The 15,319-nt window shown below is 70.5% G+C and carries 13 protein-coding genes; 9 read left to right on the top strand and 4 right to left on the bottom strand.

The window, feature by feature from the left end; all coding sequences use genetic code 11:
• The first annotated feature begins 106 nt into the window (after positions 1-106).
• Entirely contained in the window at positions 107-1,225 is a 1,119-nt protein-coding gene (locus KLK06_RS37175) for a Dyp-type peroxidase (protein WP_214640322.1), read from the top strand.
• A 50-nt stretch (positions 1,226-1,275) separates the two neighbouring features.
• Here KLK06_RS37175 and KLK06_RS37170 read toward each other — a convergent pair whose 3' ends face one another.
• On the bottom strand, positions 1,276-1,767 hold the full coding sequence (locus KLK06_RS37170; RefSeq protein WP_214640321.1) for a hypothetical protein: 492 nt from the start codon (positions 1,765-1,767) through the stop codon (positions 1,276-1,278).
• Positions 1,768-2,058: 291 nt separating this feature from the next.
• Here KLK06_RS37170 and KLK06_RS37165 point away from each other — a divergent pair, with 291 nt between their 5' ends.
• From KLK06_RS37165 to KLK06_RS37140, 6 genes are all read left to right on the top strand, one after another.
• Positions 2,059-4,743, top strand: a complete 2,685-nt coding sequence (locus KLK06_RS37165; RefSeq protein ID WP_214640320.1) for an ATP-binding protein — start codon at positions 2,059-2,061, stop codon at positions 4,741-4,743.
• Complete coding sequence (locus KLK06_RS37160) at positions 4,724-5,149, top strand: roadblock/LC7 domain-containing protein (RefSeq protein WP_214640319.1); 426 nt, start codon at positions 4,724-4,726, stop codon at positions 5,147-5,149. Before KLK06_RS37165 ends, KLK06_RS37160 begins: the two co-directional genes overlap by 20 nt.
• The gene (locus tag KLK06_RS37155) at positions 5,146-5,496 is read left to right on the top strand and encodes a DUF742 domain-containing protein (RefSeq protein ID WP_214640318.1); all 351 of its coding nucleotides are present in this window, start codon (positions 5,146-5,148) and stop codon (positions 5,494-5,496) included. Before KLK06_RS37160 ends, KLK06_RS37155 begins: the two co-directional genes overlap by 4 nt.
• Positions 5,477-6,073: an ATP/GTP-binding protein gene (locus tag KLK06_RS37150; protein WP_214640317.1), complete on the top strand. Its 597-nt coding sequence runs from the start codon at positions 5,477-5,479 to the stop codon at positions 6,071-6,073. Before KLK06_RS37155 ends, KLK06_RS37150 begins: the two co-directional genes overlap by 20 nt.
• 76 nt (positions 6,074-6,149) lie before the next feature.
• A complete protein-coding gene (locus KLK06_RS37145) occupies positions 6,150-8,093 on the top strand; it encodes a serine hydrolase (RefSeq protein ID WP_214640316.1) in 1,944 nt (647 codons plus the stop codon).
• 81 nt (positions 8,094-8,174) lie between these two features.
• A complete protein-coding gene (locus KLK06_RS37140) occupies positions 8,175-9,830 on the top strand; it encodes a serine/threonine-protein kinase (RefSeq protein WP_214640315.1) in 1,656 nt (551 codons plus the stop codon).
• 18 nt (positions 9,831-9,848) lie between these two features.
• Here the strand turns inward: KLK06_RS37140 and KLK06_RS37135 are convergent, their stop codons facing one another.
• Positions 9,849-11,102, bottom strand: a complete 1,254-nt coding sequence (locus KLK06_RS37135; protein WP_214640314.1) for an aspartate aminotransferase family protein — start codon at positions 11,100-11,102, stop codon at positions 9,849-9,851.
• Positions 11,103-11,223: 121 nt separating this feature from the next.
• Between KLK06_RS37135 and KLK06_RS37130 the strand changes: the two genes are divergently transcribed.
• Positions 11,224-12,693: an NAD-dependent succinate-semialdehyde dehydrogenase gene (locus tag KLK06_RS37130; RefSeq protein ID WP_214640313.1), complete on the top strand. Its 1,470-nt coding sequence runs from the start codon at positions 11,224-11,226 to the stop codon at positions 12,691-12,693.
• Between the two features lie 5 nt (positions 12,694-12,698).
• Here KLK06_RS37130 and KLK06_RS37125 read toward each other — a convergent pair whose 3' ends face one another.
• Both KLK06_RS37125 and KLK06_RS37120 read right to left on the bottom strand, forming a co-directional pair.
• Entirely contained in the window at positions 12,699-13,373 is a 675-nt protein-coding gene (locus KLK06_RS37125; RefSeq protein WP_214640312.1) for a GntR family transcriptional regulator, read from the bottom strand.
• A gap of 108 nt (positions 13,374-13,481) precedes the next feature.
• Entirely contained in the window at positions 13,482-14,213 is a 732-nt protein-coding gene (locus tag KLK06_RS37120) for a maleate cis-trans isomerase (protein ID WP_214640311.1), read from the bottom strand.
• Positions 14,214-14,428: 215 nt separating this feature from the next.
• Here KLK06_RS37120 and ehuB point away from each other — a divergent pair, with 215 nt between their 5' ends.
• On the top strand, positions 14,429-15,319 hold the full coding sequence (ehuB, locus tag KLK06_RS37115; protein ID WP_214640310.1) for an ectoine/hydroxyectoine ABC transporter substrate-binding protein EhuB: 891 nt from the start codon (positions 14,429-14,431) through the stop codon (positions 15,317-15,319).

Here is a 15,319-nt window from a genome sequence, read left to right as displayed (position 1 = left end):
TCACTGAAAACAAGACTGATTATTTACAGCATCTCAGTTCGGCAACGGATCTTGACTCGATTGGAGACATGATGTTTTGTGTCCTGTCGAACAGTACGGAGAATCTGTGACACCACGCCGGTCGGCAGCCCAGAAGTCATCCTCCGACCCCGGAGTCACCACCCGGCGCGGCGCCATGGCCCTCGCCGGCCTCGCGGCCGTCTGCGCGATGACCGCCGCCGACTCCGGCGATGAGCCGGCGTTCGAGGCCGCCGACGTCGCTCCGCTGCCCGCCGCGCTCCTGCCCCCCGCTTCGCACGTCGCCCTCACCGCGCTCGACGTACCATCCGGCGCCGATGCCGTACGCTCCCTCGACGCGCTGGCCCGCCTGGCACGCGAGCCCGGCGGCGGAGCACAGGCGGCCATCGCCCTCGGGGCGTCGTGGTTCGACAAGGCCGGCCTGGCGGCGGCTCGGCCTGTCTCGCTCACGCCGATGCCGCCCTTCGTCGGAGACGTGCTCGACCCCGCCCTGGTCCACGGCGACCTGCTCCTCCAGGTCAGCGCCGGCACCGCCGAGCTGGCCAGACAGGTGGGCGGCTCGTTGCGGCGCGCCGTGCCCGGAGTCCGAGTCCGATGGGAGAAGCAGGGCTTCCGGGCGGGCGGCCAGTTGAGCGAAGGGCGGGCACTGGCCCGCAACCTGTTCGGTTTCATGGAGGGCTACGGCAACCCCTCCTACCGGAGCAGCCCTGACGCGGCGGAGGTGGCCCGCGTGGCGACCGGCTCGGGCGAACCGCGATGGGCGGTGGGCGGCAGCTACCAGGTCGTCCGCATCATCCGTTTCGCCACCCGGCTGTGGGACCTCGAGCCCGTTCCCGTACAGGAGCGGGTCATGGGACGCCGCCGCGACGGAACCTGGCTGGACGGCACCCACCCGACCAGCAGACCCGTGTTCGACGCGGACCCGGAGGGCCGGATCACTCCCCTGGACGCCCACACCCGCCGCGCCAACCCAGGCACCTCCGGGGTCGCCGCCCCCAGAATGCTCCGGCGCGGCTATTCTTACCATGATGGCCCCGAGGATCAGGGCATGCTCTTCGTGGCCTTCCAGGGCGACCTGGAGCAGGGATTCGCCGGGGTCCAGCGCCGGCTGGCCGGGCAGACGCTCGACAGATACACGCTCACGGTCGGCGGCGGATACTACTTCCTGCTCGATCTCTCCCATGGGCGGGCGAATATCGCGGTGTGATCGGCGATTTCTCACTATCGGCTATTGAGTAGTTACTCAAACAGGTCAATTTACTTGATGACGCGGCCGACGAGTTTCCCGCCATCGAATGGGGCCGCCAGACAATACGCCGTTCTGAACCTCGGCCAGTCCGCCTCCGCCGGAACGAGTACGGCCGCACCGACCTCGCCCATCCTCGACGCCACGTACCGCATCCTCGGCCCGCACCCCGCCACGGCCAGCTTCTCCATCTCAGCGAAGCCCGGCCACGGGCCGTCCGGAATGACGTAGGTAGTGGCGAATTCCGCCGCATGCGGCACCGAACAACCGACCACCGTCACTATGAAGCTGTCGGGCATGGGCTCGATGCAGTCGCCGGGACGCAGTTCGGTGGCGTGATACTGCGCCACGGCCGGGCTCGCCACCTCGCCGGAAGCCGGAGCGGGCGCGGGCGCGGGGGCCACGGTGGGGGTCGCCACCTGTCGGAGGGGAGCGGCGGGGGCCGCGGTGCAGCCCAGGAGCGCGCTCACCAGGCACGCGCCCGCGAGTAAGTGACGGACCATGAGGCCGGATGATGGCAGGTGAAGATCACGCGACAGTTTCGGGCAGCGCGGGTCCGACGATCGTCACTGTGGGTGAAAAGCCAACGGTGACGATCACAAATCGTGTGCTGACATGGAGTCAACACGCCTTTTGGCCTGATTCTTCGCATCTGGAGCTTGAAGTGCATGTGCCCCATCGGCATAGTGGACGCACCACAGGCGTACGTACCAGTCGTGGCAGGCAACCTGGGGGGCCACCACCAGTTCACGACGCTAAGCGGCGCACACCACGCGCGGAATTGGACATGATGGATGAGCTCGCCCCCGCCGATCCGTACCAAGCTGCTCAGGATCCTCCTGCTTCCGCTGGTCTCCATGATCGCTCTGTGGGGGTTTATCGCCTACTCCAGCGTGGACGAGATCGCCTCGATCTCCCAGACACAGGACCGGTGGGAGGCCATCGGGTCACCGGTGCTGGAGTTGATCATCGAGTTACAGCAGGAGCGCCAGCTTTCCGCGGCGGCACCGCGTAGCACCGCGTCGTACGCGCCGCTGGCCGAGCAGCGGCCGATCACCGACAGCAAGGCCGAGCGCCTGCGCGAGGTCATCGGATCCGTTGACGTCGGGTCGGACGGCGAGACCCCGGCCGAGGTGCAGGCACTGGTGCAGGCGCTCGACAGCCTCCAGTCGCTGCGCGCGTCCGCGGACGATGGCGGGTTGTCCCCGCGGCTGAAGGTCATCGACGCCTACAACGACCTGATCGACGTCGCCAACCAGCAGTTCAACGACCGCGACGCGTTGAGCGGCGTCTCGTCCTACCGCGCGGTGCGTGGCATGGCGGCCTACAGCGCCACCTCGGAGTACCTGGGCCGGGAGCACGCCGTGCTCACCAACACGATCGTGCACCACAAGATGACCCCCACCGACCGCGCCTCGTTCGTCGCCGCGTTCACCAGCCGCCGGATCTTCTTCGCCAACGCCGAGCGCGACGCGGGTCCCGCCCTGCGGGCGAACCTGGACAGGCTGGTCGCCAGCGCCCCGTACAAGCGGCTGCTGGCGGTGGAGGACCGGCTGTTCGTGTGGGACACCAACGGATCACCGCCGGTGGAGCCGGCCGAGTGGAAGAGCGACGCCGAGTCGCTCCTCAGCGTGATCAACCGGGACACCCATACGGAGCTGGGCCGCGCCTCGATCGAGTCCGAGGATCTGAAGTCCGGGGCGTACTGGCGGATCGGGCTGGTCCTGGTCCTGGGCCTGCTGGCGGTCGTCGGGTCGGTGGCGCTGTCCTTCCGGTTCGGCCGTTCGCTGATCTCCGAGCTCAAGCGCCTGCAGTCGTCCGCGGTGGAGCTGGCCGAGGAGCGGCTGCCCCGGCTGGTCGAGCGGCTGCGCCGCGGCGACGACGTGGATCCGGCCACCGAGGCGCCCGGCCTCGATCCGGCTCACACCGCCGAGGTCGATCGCGTGGTGAACGCCTTCTCCGCCGTACGTCGCACGGCGGTCGAGGCGGCGGTGGGCCAGGCGACCCTGCGCAAGGGCGTCGCCCAGGTCTTCCTCAACCTGGCCTGGCGCAACCAGGCGCTGCTCCACCGCCAGCTCGCGCTGCTCGACACCATGGAGCGGCGGATCGAGGAGCCGGAGGTCCTGGAGGACCTGTTCAAGCTCGACCACCTGACCACCCGCATGCGGCGGCACGCGGAGAACCTGATCATCCTGTCCGACTCCGCCCCCGCGCGCCGCTGGCGCGACCCCGTGCCGCTGTTCGACGTCGTACGCGCCGCGGTGCTGGAGGTCGAGGACTACACCCGCGTCACGATCGCGCCGATGCCGAACTCCCCGCTGCTGGTCGGCGCCGCGGTCACCGACGTGATCCACCTGATCGCCGAGCTGGTGGAGAACGCCGCCGTCTTCTCCCCGCCCGACACGACCGTGCACATCCGCAGCATGACGGCGGCGAACGGCTTCGCGCTCGAGGTGGAGGACCGGGGCCTGGGGCTGAACCAGGCCACCCTCGACGAGCTCAACGCCCGGCTGGCCGACCCGCCGGAGTTCGACCTGGCCGACAGCGACCGGCTCGGCCTGTTCGTGGTGTCCAGGCTCGCGGTCCGGCACAGTATCAAGATCTCGCTGCGCCGCTCGCCGTACGACGGGACCACGGCGATCGTGCTGCTGCCCTCCGCTCTGCTCGCCCTCTCCGATGCCCCGGCCGTCACCACGACGACGCATACGGCGGAGCGCACCACCGGCCGCGCGGGCAGGCCCATGCGCGCGCTCGGCACGGCGCCCGCCGACGGCCGGCCCCGCGTGGTGTCCGTGGCCCCGGAGCCTTTCCCCAGCGTCACCCCGGACCCCTTCCCCAGCGTTGCCCCGGACCCCTTCCCGAGTTTCCCCTCGGAGGCCTTCCCGAGCCTCGAACCGGAGCCCTTCTCGGCCCGCGGGCCGGAGGCCGCGAACGGCCGGGAGTTCCCGGGTGACGACGGGGACGCGGACAGCCCCGGCGACATCCCGGACTGGCCCGCGCCTGAATCGGAGCCCGAGCGCGTGGCCTGGTTCGAGGCCGCCCCCACGCCGAGGCAGACCCCGCTGACCGGAACCGGCCCGATGACCGGCCCGGCGAACGGACATGTGAGCGACTCGGCGAACGAGCCCGGGAACGGATCCGTAGCCGAGCCGAGGACCGGCCCCGCCACGCGACGGGTGCCCGGCGCCTCCCTCCCCGCCGGGCCGTCCGTCGAGTGGAGCGTCACGGTACCGGCACAGGAGGCGGACGAAGACCTCGACGGGTTGCCGATGCGGGTCCCGCAGGCGAATATGGCTCCGCAACTGCGTGCCGCCAGGCGCGCGGACCGGAGCTCCGTCTCGGTGCGCTCGCCGGAGGAGCTCTCCCAGCTCATGTCGTCCATGCAGCGCGGCTGGCAGCAAGGCCGCAGCCAAACGGAGCAGGGACAAGACGTATGGAATCGAAAGGACGACCATCCCGATGCCCGACCCGAGAAGTGAACTGAGCTGGCTGCTCGACGACCTCACCCAGCGAGTCCCCGGCATCCGGCACGCCATCGTGCTGTCCGCCGACGGGCTGGCCATGGGCGGCTCCCGGGAGCTGACCCGGGAGGACTCCGAGCACCTGTCCGCCATCTCCGCCGGCAGCCACAGCCTCGCCATGGGCGCGGGACGGCACTTCGGGCTGGGCGGCGTACGTCAGACGATCATCGAACTGGAGGGGGGCTTCCTGTTCGTCACCGCCGCCGGCCAGGGCGCCCGGCTGGCCGTGCTCGCCTCGGGAGACGCCGAGCTGGGCATGGTCACCTATGAGATGGCGCTCATGGTCAAGCGGGTCGGCGAGCACCTTTCCTCGCAGCCGAGGGGAGCGGCACCGGCACCCGCCTGGAACGGCGCCAGACCGTGACCGGGGAGGATCCCGGGCCGCTGATCCGGCTGTTCGGGCTGACCGGAGGCAGGGCGCGCCCACGGGGCGAGACGTTCGACCTGGTGGCCATCGTCACCACGGTCGGCGGCTCCCACGCGCCCGCGGACCTGATCCCGGAGCATCACACCGTGCTGTCGGTATGCCGCAGGCCGACGCCCGTGGCGGATGTCGCGGCGCACCTCAAGCTGCCGCTCAACATCACCCGGGTCATCCTCAGCGACCTGCGGCGAGAGGGCCTGGTCACCATCGAGCGCCCGCGTCCGGCGGCGCAGACCATCGACGAACGCATCTACAGGGAAGTGCTGCATGGACTACGCAGCCTCTGAGCCGGGGGCGACCTCGGTCGCCTCGGCCTTGGCCATCAAGATCCTCATCGCGGGCGGCTTCGGCGTCGGCAAGACGACCATGGTCGGCACGATCAGCGAGATCCGGCCGCTGCACACCGAGGAGCTGCTGAGCGAGCGCAGCTTGGGGGTGGACGACACCTCGGGTGTGGAGTCCAAGACCACCACCACGGTGGCGCTGGATTTCGGCCGCATCACCATCCGCGATGGGCTGTGGCTGTACCTGTTCGGCACTCCCGGGCAGGACCGGTTCTGGTTCATGTGGGATGAGCTGTCCGTCGGCGCGCTCGGCGCCGTCGTGCTGGCCGACACCCGCCGTTTGCAGGACTGCTTTCCGGCGGTGGACTACTTCGAGCAGCGCGGCATCCCGTTCGTCGTCTGCGTGAACTGCTTCGACGGCGCCCGCCGCCACGACCCGGTCAAGGTACGGCGGGCGCTCGGCCTGACCGAGACCATCCCGATCGTGCTGTGCGACGTGCGCGAGCGCGACTCGGTCAAGGACGTGCTCACCACGCTGGTCATGTACGCGGTGGAAGGCGCCTCCGGGTCGCCGAATTGAGTATGGGGGTGCTCATGTCATCCCCCCTCCCCGGTCCCACGATCGAGCTGATCGATCGACTCTGGGGGGAGACGACATGGGCGATCCATCCACGCCGTACAGCCGGCGCACCATCCTGCACGCGGGTGCCGCACTGGGCGCGCTCATCGGCCTGGAGAAGGGCGGGATGGTGCCGGCGGCGGGGCTCGCCGAGTGCCTCGTCGCCGGTACGGCGCGAGCCACCGGCCCGTTCGCCTGGGTGGCGCGGCACAACCTGACCGCGGCGCAGTACCAGGCCGAGTTCGACCGGCTGGCCGGCCAGGGCTACCGGCTCACGCACGTGGACGGCTATGAGGCGGGCGGGCAGGCCCTGTACGCGGCCATCTGGGAACGTATGCCCGGACCGCCGCTGGTCACGCGCCACGGCCTCACCGGGGCGCAGTACCAGGCCGAGTTCAACCGGCTCACCGGCCAGGGCTACCGCCCGGCGCACGTGGTCGGCTACCAGGTCGGCGGACAGGCTCTGTTCGCGGCCATCTGGGAGCAGACCGGTGGCCCGCCATGGGTGGCCCGGCACAACCTCACCGCCGCGCAGTACCAAGCCGAATTCGACCGATTGCTCGGCCAGGGCTACCGCCTCGTGCACGTGGACGGTTACCAGGCCGGCGGACAGGCCCTGTTCGCGGCCATCTGGGAGCAGACCGGCGGCCCGCCATGGGTGGCCCGGCACAACCTCACCGCCGCGCAGTACCAAGCCGAATTCGACCGGCTGACCGGCCAGGGCTACCGCCCTATGCGCGTCAGCGGCTACACCGTGGGCGGCACCGACCTGTACGCGGCGATCTGGGCCCGCGGTGCCGGCCCGCGCTGGTCGGCCCGCCACGGCCTCAGCTCCGCCGACTACCAGCTCGCCTTCGACACGCACACGAGCCAGGGCTTCCGCCCCGCGCGGGTGAGCGGCTACGGCAGTGGCACGCCCCGGTTCGCGGCGATCTGGTGGAACCAGGCACCGGCCGCCGGGGACTTCGCCCCGGTCGACGCGGTCGTCAACCGCTACCTGACCGGCGCCGGCGTCGCGGGCATCTCGCTCGCGATCGCCCGCCGCGGCGCGCTCGTCTTCGCCCGGGGGTACGGCCGGGCCAACCGGGAGACCGGCGAGCGGCTCACCGAACGGCACCTGCTCCGCGTCGCCAGCGTCTCCAAGCCGATCACGTCGGTCGCGATCATGCGGCTCGTCGAGGCGGGGCGGCTGAGGCTCGGGCAGCGGGTGTTCGGCACCGGCGGCGTCCTCGGCACCCGCTACGGCACGCAGCCTTACGGCACGGGCATCGACGCCATCACCATCCAGCACCTGCTCCAGCACACCGCCGGAGGCTGGACCAACGACGGCAACGACCCGATGTTCACCAACCCCGGCATGAACCACGCGCAGCTGATCGGCTGGGTGCTCGACAACCGGCCCCTGCAGCACACGCCGGGCACCACCTACATGTACTCCAACTTCGGCTACTGCGTGCTCGGCCGGGTCATCGAACAGGTCACCGGGCAGCCGTACGCCGATCACGTACGCCAGAGCGTGCTCGCGCCCAGCGGGATCACCAACATGCACATCGCCGGCGACACCCGCGCCGAGCGGCGCGCCGACGAGGTGGTCTACTACGGCACCGACGACCCGTACGGCATGCGCGTACGGCGGATGGACTCCCACGGCGGCTGGCTCGCCTCGCCCACGGACCTCCTGAGGTTCGCGGTGCGGGCCGACGGGTTCGCCACGGTGCCCGACCTGCTGCGCAGGGACACGATCACCACGATGACCACGCCGTCGGCGGCGAACTCCGGATACGCCTGCGGCTGGGCCGTCAACACCAGCAACAACTGGTGGCACACCGGACGCCTGCCCGGCACCGAGTCCGTGCTCGTGCGTACCGGGAACGAGTTCTGCTGGGCGGCGGTGGCCAACGGCAACGGCGTCGACCTCGACGCGATGATGTGGGACGTCTACCGGGAGGTCGCCGCCTGGCCGGCGCACGACCTGTTCTAGCGGCCGCGGCTTTCCCGCCCGGCTGGGAAACCTCTATCCTGGCCCTTCGCAGCACGACATCGAGATGATCGAAGGTGGGCCGTGGGCCCGCGTCCCCTGGATCCGGACGAGCCTGAGCGGATAGGCGACTACCGGCTGACCGGCGTGCTCGGCCAGGGCGGTCAAGGGGTGGTCTACCTCGGAGAGGCAGCGTCGGGCGGCCGCGTCGCGATCAAGGTGCTGCACCGCAGCGCCTCGATGGACTCCGAAAGCCGTCGGCGGTTCCTGCGGGAGGCCGACACCGCCCGCCGGGTCGCCCCCTTCTGCACCGCGCGGGTGCTGGACGTGGGAGACATCCACGGTCGCCCCTACGTCGTCAGCGAGTACATCCCCGGCGGGTCCCTGGCCGAAGCGGTCGCCACCGACGGCCCGCGGACCGGCAGCGGGTTGCAGCGGCTGGCGGTCGCCACGCTGACGGCTCTGACCGCGATCCACCGGGCGGGGATCGTGCACCGCGACTTCAAGCCAGGTAACGTGATCCTCGGCCCCGAGGGGCCGGTGGTCATCGACTTCGGCATCGCCCGCGCCCTGGACCACACCACCACCGAGTCCGGAGTGGTGGGCACCCCCGCCTACATCGCCCCGGAGCAGTTCGCCGGGCAACCGCCCAGCCGGGCGTCGGACGTGTTCAGCTGGGCCTGCACGATGGCGTTCGCCGCGACCGGGCGGCTCGCTTTCGGCGGCGCGACGATTCCCGCGCTCCTGTACTCCGTCTCCACCCGCGACCCCGACCTGGCCGGCGTGCCCGGCGACCTCCGCCCGCTGCTCGCCGCCTGCCTGAGCAAGGACCCCGACGCCCGGCCCACCGCCGCCGACCTGCTGCGCGACCTCACCGGGAGCGACCCGCACTCCCCGCCGCCCTTACCACCCCTGCCCGCCGGGCCGGACCCGTCCACCGCGACGTTGCGGACCGCCGCGCAGGAGACCGCCCAGGGGGCCGCGGGTGGCCCGGGAAGGACACGGCGGTGGATCTGGGGGGTCGCGGCCGGTCTGGCGGCGGTGCTCGTCGCGGGCGTGATCCTCGTGCCGCAGTTCAGGTCCACGCATGAGGCGCCGGCGAACGGCCCGCTGCTCTACGCCGACGACTTCAGCGACCGGGGCAACTGGGACGGCTACACCTTCAGCCCCCACGCCGAAGGAGACAACCGGACCGTGCACGGGTACGAGATCGACCGCGGCGTCTACTCCCTCTTCGCCGACAAGGGCTACCCGAACAATCCCGCCCTCTCCCCCGTGCCGGCCAAGAATCCGGCCTCACCGGCCGCGGTCGAACGCGACGTGATGATCGGCGCGACGGCCGAGGTGCGGGCGGGCTCGTCGGGCCGGGGAAGCTTCGGGCTCCTGTGCCGATGGGACGAAGAGGTGCCCAACGGGTACGCGTTCCTGCTCGGCCTCGACGGCACCGCGCGCGTCGTCAGGAACGCCCAGGGCACCAACCTCGACGTGACGCCTCCCGTACAGGCCGGCGCGCCCACCGCCGGGCAGCGGGTCCGCATCCAGGCCGCCTGCCGGCGGGCCGGCACCGGAACCCACCTGACGCTGTGGATCGACGGAACCCAGACGATCGACGTCGTCGACTCTCAGACGCTGCCCGTTAGCTCGATCAGTCAGGCCGGCGTGGTCGCCCGGGTGCCGGAGGCCGGCGGCGGCGTCATCACCGTGTCGTTCGACGACTTCAGCGTCCACCGGGCACAGTGACACAGCCGCGACCGCTGGTCAGGCGGTCACCGCGGTCACCGCCTCCGCCCAGATCGTGCCGGCCTCCTTCACCTGCTCGGAGTTGACGACCAGCGCGGGGATGAACCGGACGACCTCTCCCCAGGCGCCGCAGGTCAGCAGCAGCAGCCCGCGCTTGGCGGCCTCCTGCTGGGCCGCGGCGGCGGTGGCGCCGTCCGGGTCTCCGTTCGCGTCGCGGAACTCGTTGCCCAGCATCAGGCCCAGGCCTCGTACGTCGGTGATGTTCTTGTGCGCGGACGCCACGTCCTGCAGCACCGCGCGGAGTTCGGCGCCGCGGGCGGCCGAGTTCTGCACGAGGCCTTCGCTCTGGATCACGTCGAGGGTGGCCAGTGCCGCGGCGCAGGCCACCGCGTTCGCGCCGTAGGTGCCGCCCTGCGAACCGGGCCAGGCCTTCTCCATGATGTCCGCGCGGGCGGCGATCGCCGACAGCGGGAACCCGGAGGCCAGGCCCTTGGCGGTGATCAGGATGTCGGCGCGGGCGTCGAAATGGTCGCCGCCCCAGAACTTGCCGGTGCGCCCCCAGCCGGTCTGCACCTCATCGAGGACCAGCAGGATCCCGTGCCTGTCGGCGCGCTCGCGCAGGCCGGCCAGGAACCGGGTGTTGGCCGGCACGTAGCCGCCCTCCCCCAGCACCGGCTCGACGAAGAAGGCGGCGGTCTCGGCCGGCGTCGTCACGGTCTGAAGGAGGTAGTCCAGCTCGCGCAGGGCGAAGTCGGTCGCTTCCTCCTCGCTCCAGCCGTAGTGGGTGGGGTTCGGGAAGGGCGCGATGACGACGCCGCCCATGATGGGGCTGAAGCCGGCGCGGAACTTGGTCCCGGAGGTGGTCATCGAGGCGGCCGCGACGGTCCGGCCGTGGAAGCCGCCGTGGAAGACGACGACGTTCGGGCGGGCGGTCGACTGGCGGGCCAGGCGCAGGGCCGCCTCCACCCCTTCGGAGCCGGAGTTGGCGAAGAACATGCGGTCGAGGCCGGTGGGCAGCACCTCGCCGAGACGGTCGACCAGGTCGAGCAGGGGGCGGTGCATGACCGTCGTGTACTGGGCGTGGATGAGGGTCGCGACCTGGCGCTGGGCCGCCTCGACCACGCGCGGGTGGCAGTGCCCCGTGCTGGTGACGCCGATGCCGGCGGTGAAGTCCAGGTAGCGGCGGCCCTCCTCGTCATAGAGGTGCACGCCTTCGCCGCGGGCGGCGATGACTCCGGTTGCCTGCTTGAGGATCGAAGAGAGTTCTGCCACGAGGACCCCTCTGGTAGATTGTCGACAATCAAACTGGTAGATAACTTACAACGGCTCGCGGTCCGCGTCAGCCCCCGAAGCGGCGCCGGCTCCCAGCACCCTCCGTCGGAAGGGACGAGAAATGACTGATCAGGCCCGTGAACGCTCAGTCGTCGAGGCGGCTCCGAAGCAGCTCTTCATCAATGGCAAGTGGATCGACGCGTCGTCGGGAGCCACCTTCGACGTGCTGGATCCCTCCACGGGCAAGCTCTTGTGCGCCGTGGCGGACGCGTCGCCCGAAGACGGGATGGCCGCCCTCGAAGCCGCCGCCGCGGCGCAGACCGCGTTCGCCGCCACCGCGCCGCGCGCGCGTGCCGACATGCTCATGCGCGCCTTTCACCTGCTGCACGAGCGCATCGACAGCCTCGCCCTGCTCATGACGCTGGAGATGGGCAAGCCCCTGGCGGAGTCACGAGGCGAGATCGCCTACGCCGCGGAGTTCTTCCGCCACTTCGCCGAAGAGGCCGTCCGCGTCAACGGCGGCTACCAGGTCGCGCCGGCCGGCGGCGCCCGTTTCCTGGTGACCAAGCAGCCCGTCGGGCCGTCGCTGCTGATCACGCCCTGGAACTTCCCCATGGCCATGGGCACCCGCAAGATCGGCCCCGCGATCGCGGCCGGCTGCACGAGCGTCATCAAGCCGGCCGCGCAGACCCCGCTGTCCATGCTGGCCCTGGCCGAGATCCTGGCCGAAGCCGGTGTTCCCGAGGGTGTGGTCAATGTCGTGACCACGGACAACGCGGGCGCGGTCATGGAGCCGCTGATCCGCTCCGGCGTGGCGCGCAAGCTGTCGTTCACGGGTTCCACCGCCGTGGGCCGCCGGCTGCTCGAGCAGTGCGCCGACAAGGTGCTGCGCACCTCGATGGAGCTCGGTGGCAACGCCGCGTTCATCGTCTTCCCCGACGCCGACCTCGATGCGGCCGTCGACGGGGCGATCGCCGCGAAGATGCGCAACTCCGGCGAGGCCTGCACCGCCGCGAACCGCATGTACGTCCACGCCGACGTCATCGACGCCTTCGGTACGAAGCTGGCCGAGAAGATGGCCGCCCTGCCCGTCGGACGGGGTGTCGACGACGGCGTCCGCGTCGGCCCGCTCATCGACGCCGCCGCGCAGCGGAAGGTGCAGCAACTGGTGACCGACGCCGTCGAGCGCGGCGCCAAGGTGCTCACCGGCGGAGAGACCGGGAACGAGCCCGGCTTCTTCTACCCGCCGACGGTTCTGACCGGCGTGCCCGAGTCGGCTCGGATGCGCCACGAGGAGATCTTCGGCCCGGTCGCGCCGCTGACGCCGTTCGCCACCGAGGAAGAGGTCGTGGCCGCCGCCAACGACACCGAGTACGGCCTGGTCAACTACCTGTACACCAACGACCTGTCGCGCGCGCTGCGCGTCGCCGAGGCGCTGGAGACGGGCATGGTCGGCATCAACCAGGGTGTGGTGTCCAACCCCGCCGCGCCGTTCGGCGGGGTCAAGGCCTCGGGGCTCGGCCGCGAGGGCGGGCCGACCGGTATCGAGGAGTTCCTGGAGACCAAGTACATCGGCATCGCCCTCGCCTGACCGGTCTAGGTGGCGGCCCCCCGCGACCCGAGGCGGACCACCGCGTCGCGCATGTGCTCGATGAGCAGGCGGTCAACGAGTTCGGCATCGCCGGCGATGAACGCGTCGGCGATCTCGTTGTGCTCGGGAACGCGGTCGTCGGGCGCGGGGTAGGTCTCCTGCAGCGCGGTCACGCACATGCGGGTCTCGGTCAGCAGCGTGTGGTGCATCCGTGACAGCCGAGGGCTCTGGGCCATCCGGACGAGCTCCTCGTGGAACTCCAGGTCCGCGGCGCCGATCTTCTCTCCGTCCATCCGGTCGGAGGCCTTCGCCATCTTCTTGATGATCGACGCCAGTCGCGTACCCGCGGCGACGGGATCGCGGCGGAAGATCTCGGCGGCGGCGGCGCGCTCGACGGCGGTGCGTGCCACGTAGATGTCGTAGACGTCGTCATCGGTCAGCTCGATGACGAACAGACCGCGGTTGCGGATCGAGATCAGCAACCCCTCCTGCGTCAGGCGCTGCATGGCCTCCCGCAGCGGGCCACGGCTCACGCCGAGCTCGCGGGCCAGGTCGGCCTCGCCCAACTGGGTGCCGGGCCGGAGCTCGCCGTGGGCGATCGCCTCACGGAGCTTGCGGGCGATGATGCTCGGCGTGGACTCGCGGTCCACGGGTCCGATGAACCTGCCCAGGGTGGTCATGCTGGTCTCCGATTCGACTGCGACAGTGCGGCGCGGAGAGCCCGGCGTGCGTGTCGATTGTGGATTGTTCATCATCGCGACGTGGGAATCAACTGATGTCATCTCCGATCACCGGCGGAAGAGGGATCCCATGTTGTCCAGGCGCGTGCTCCCTCCCCCGATCCGCAGCCCCTCCCATACCGTGACCTGGTTGGCGGTGAGGACCGGCTTGCCAACGGCGCTCTCGAGGTCGTCCAGCCATGCCAGCGAGTGCATCGCGGTGTCGGGGACCAGCACGGCCTCCGCGTCGTCGACGTCACCGGAGCGCACCATGTCCGCCACGCGCTCCTTGCCGAAGGTGCCGACCTCGGCCGCCGTGAGGATGCCGTGGCTGCCCAGCGCCGCGACCTCGACGCCGCCGCGCCGCAGGAACTCCACGAAGTGTGACGCGACGTCCTGCGGGTAGGACGCCGCGACGGCGACGCGGCGCAGGCCGAGCGCGTGCACCGCCTCGACGAACGCGATGGAGGTCGATGAGACGGGCAGCCCCACGATCTTCGCCACGCCGTCCACCTGCTCGCGGGCGCCGTCCCAGCCGAAGACGAAGCTGCCCGAGGTGCACGCCCACATCACGGCGTCCGGAGCGTGACCGGCCAACTGCCGGGCGCCTTCGGCCAGGCGCTCGGCGCTGCCGAGGTCCAGCAGCGCGTCGACCCTGTGGGCGTCCTCACCGACCGACGTGTGCACCAGCGGCAGGCGCACGGCGCCGCCCAGCCGTCGCTCGAGGGCGGGGAAATCGTCCTCGGCGCCGAAGCCGGGGTACAGCAGACCGACGGTCGTATGACGGAGTTGCTCGTTCACGGATGACCTTTCGGATGAGGAGCGATGCGGAGGAAAACACGTTTCGCGAGTGTTTCGAGCGCGTTCCAATATCCCGAGGGATCAATAAGATTGTTGACAATGCTACACCAGCTGATTAGCTTCGGTCAGCAACAAAGAGGCCTCGCCCCGTTCCTGGCGAATCCCGGCTTCCCAACGCTGTCCCCCAGGACGGCCGCGACGATATCGGAGTCGACATGACCTACGACCCCACGCGGAGAGCACTCCTTCGCGGCCTCGGCGCCGCCGCGATGGCCGCGCCGCTGACCGGATTTCTGGCCGGCTGCAGCCGGACGGAGATCCCCGGCTCCGCGAGCGCCACCCAGGACCTGCTCGCGACCGGGCGAAAGCAAGGCTTCCTCCGCGTGGGCATCGCGAACGAGCCGCCGTACACGCAGGTCACCGCGGACGGCAACGTCACGGGCGCCGAGCCGGACGTGTTCCGCGCCGTGTGCAAGCGCCTGGGCATCAACGACGTCCAGGGAGTCATCACTCCGTACGCGTCGATGATCCCCGGCCTGAAGGCCAACCGGTGGGACGCCATCGCGGCGGGCCTGTTCATGAAGCAGTCACGCTGCGCCGAGGTGCTCTATTCGGAGCCGGTCATCGTCTCGACGGAGTCCTTCGGGGTCAAGCCCGGCAATCCGAAGAAGATCACCACCGTCGCCGGCGTGCTCGCGAACGCGGAGCTGAAGATCGCGGTGCTTCCCGGCGGGTTCGAGGACGGGATCCTCAAGACGGCCAAGGTGCCCGACGGGCAACTGGTCAAGGTGGACGACGGGCGCAGCGGCATCGAGGCGCTGCGGGCCGGGCGGGCCGACGCCTTCTTCCTGCCCACCCTCTCGCTGACGGCCCTGCGGGAGAAGGACAAGGACTTCGAGGTCACCGCGCCGGTGGGTGACGCGCCACGGACCGGGTCCGGAGCGGCCTTCCGCCCCACGGACAAGACGTTCCTGGCCGAGTACAACAAGGAGCTGACCGCGTTCAAGGCGACCAGCGAGTTCGCCGCGATCCTCACCAAGTGGGGCTTCGACGCGCAGACCACCAAGGGCGTCACAGCCGCCGAGCTGTGCAAGAACGCCGGCTGA

Origin of the sequence: Nonomuraea sp. NEAU-A123, assembly GCF_018603905.1 — a bacterium.
Lineage (GTDB): Bacteria > Actinomycetota > Actinomycetes > Streptosporangiales > Streptosporangiaceae > Nonomuraea.
This window is presented reverse-complemented; position numbering and strand designations above follow the sequence as displayed.

What these genes read in the sequence shown, in the direction of transcription:
- KLK06_RS37165 (WP_214640320.1), top strand. Translation starts at nt 2,059, where the DNA reads ATGAGCTCGCCCCCGCCGATCCGTACCAAGCTGCTCAGGATCCTCCTG.
- KLK06_RS37170 (WP_214640321.1), bottom strand. Translation starts at nt 1,767, where the DNA reads ATGGTCCGTCACTTACTCGCGGGCGCGTGCCTGGTGAGCGCGCTCCTG.
- KLK06_RS37125 (WP_214640312.1), bottom strand. Translation starts at nt 13,373, where the DNA reads ATGACCACCCTGGGCAGGTTCATCGGACCCGTGGACCGCGAGTCCACG.
- ehuB (WP_214640310.1), top strand. Translation starts at nt 14,429, where the DNA reads ATGACCTACGACCCCACGCGGAGAGCACTCCTTCGCGGCCTCGGCGCC.
- KLK06_RS37150 (WP_214640317.1), top strand. Translation starts at nt 5,477, where the DNA reads ATGGACTACGCAGCCTCTGAGCCGGGGGCGACCTCGGTCGCCTCGGCC.
- KLK06_RS37160 (WP_214640319.1), top strand. Translation starts at nt 4,724, where the DNA reads ATGCCCGACCCGAGAAGTGAACTGAGCTGGCTGCTCGACGACCTCACC.
- KLK06_RS37145 (WP_214640316.1), top strand. Translation starts at nt 6,150, where the DNA reads ATGGGCGATCCATCCACGCCGTACAGCCGGCGCACCATCCTGCACGCG.
- KLK06_RS37130 (WP_214640313.1), top strand. Translation starts at nt 11,224, where the DNA reads ATGACTGATCAGGCCCGTGAACGCTCAGTCGTCGAGGCGGCTCCGAAG.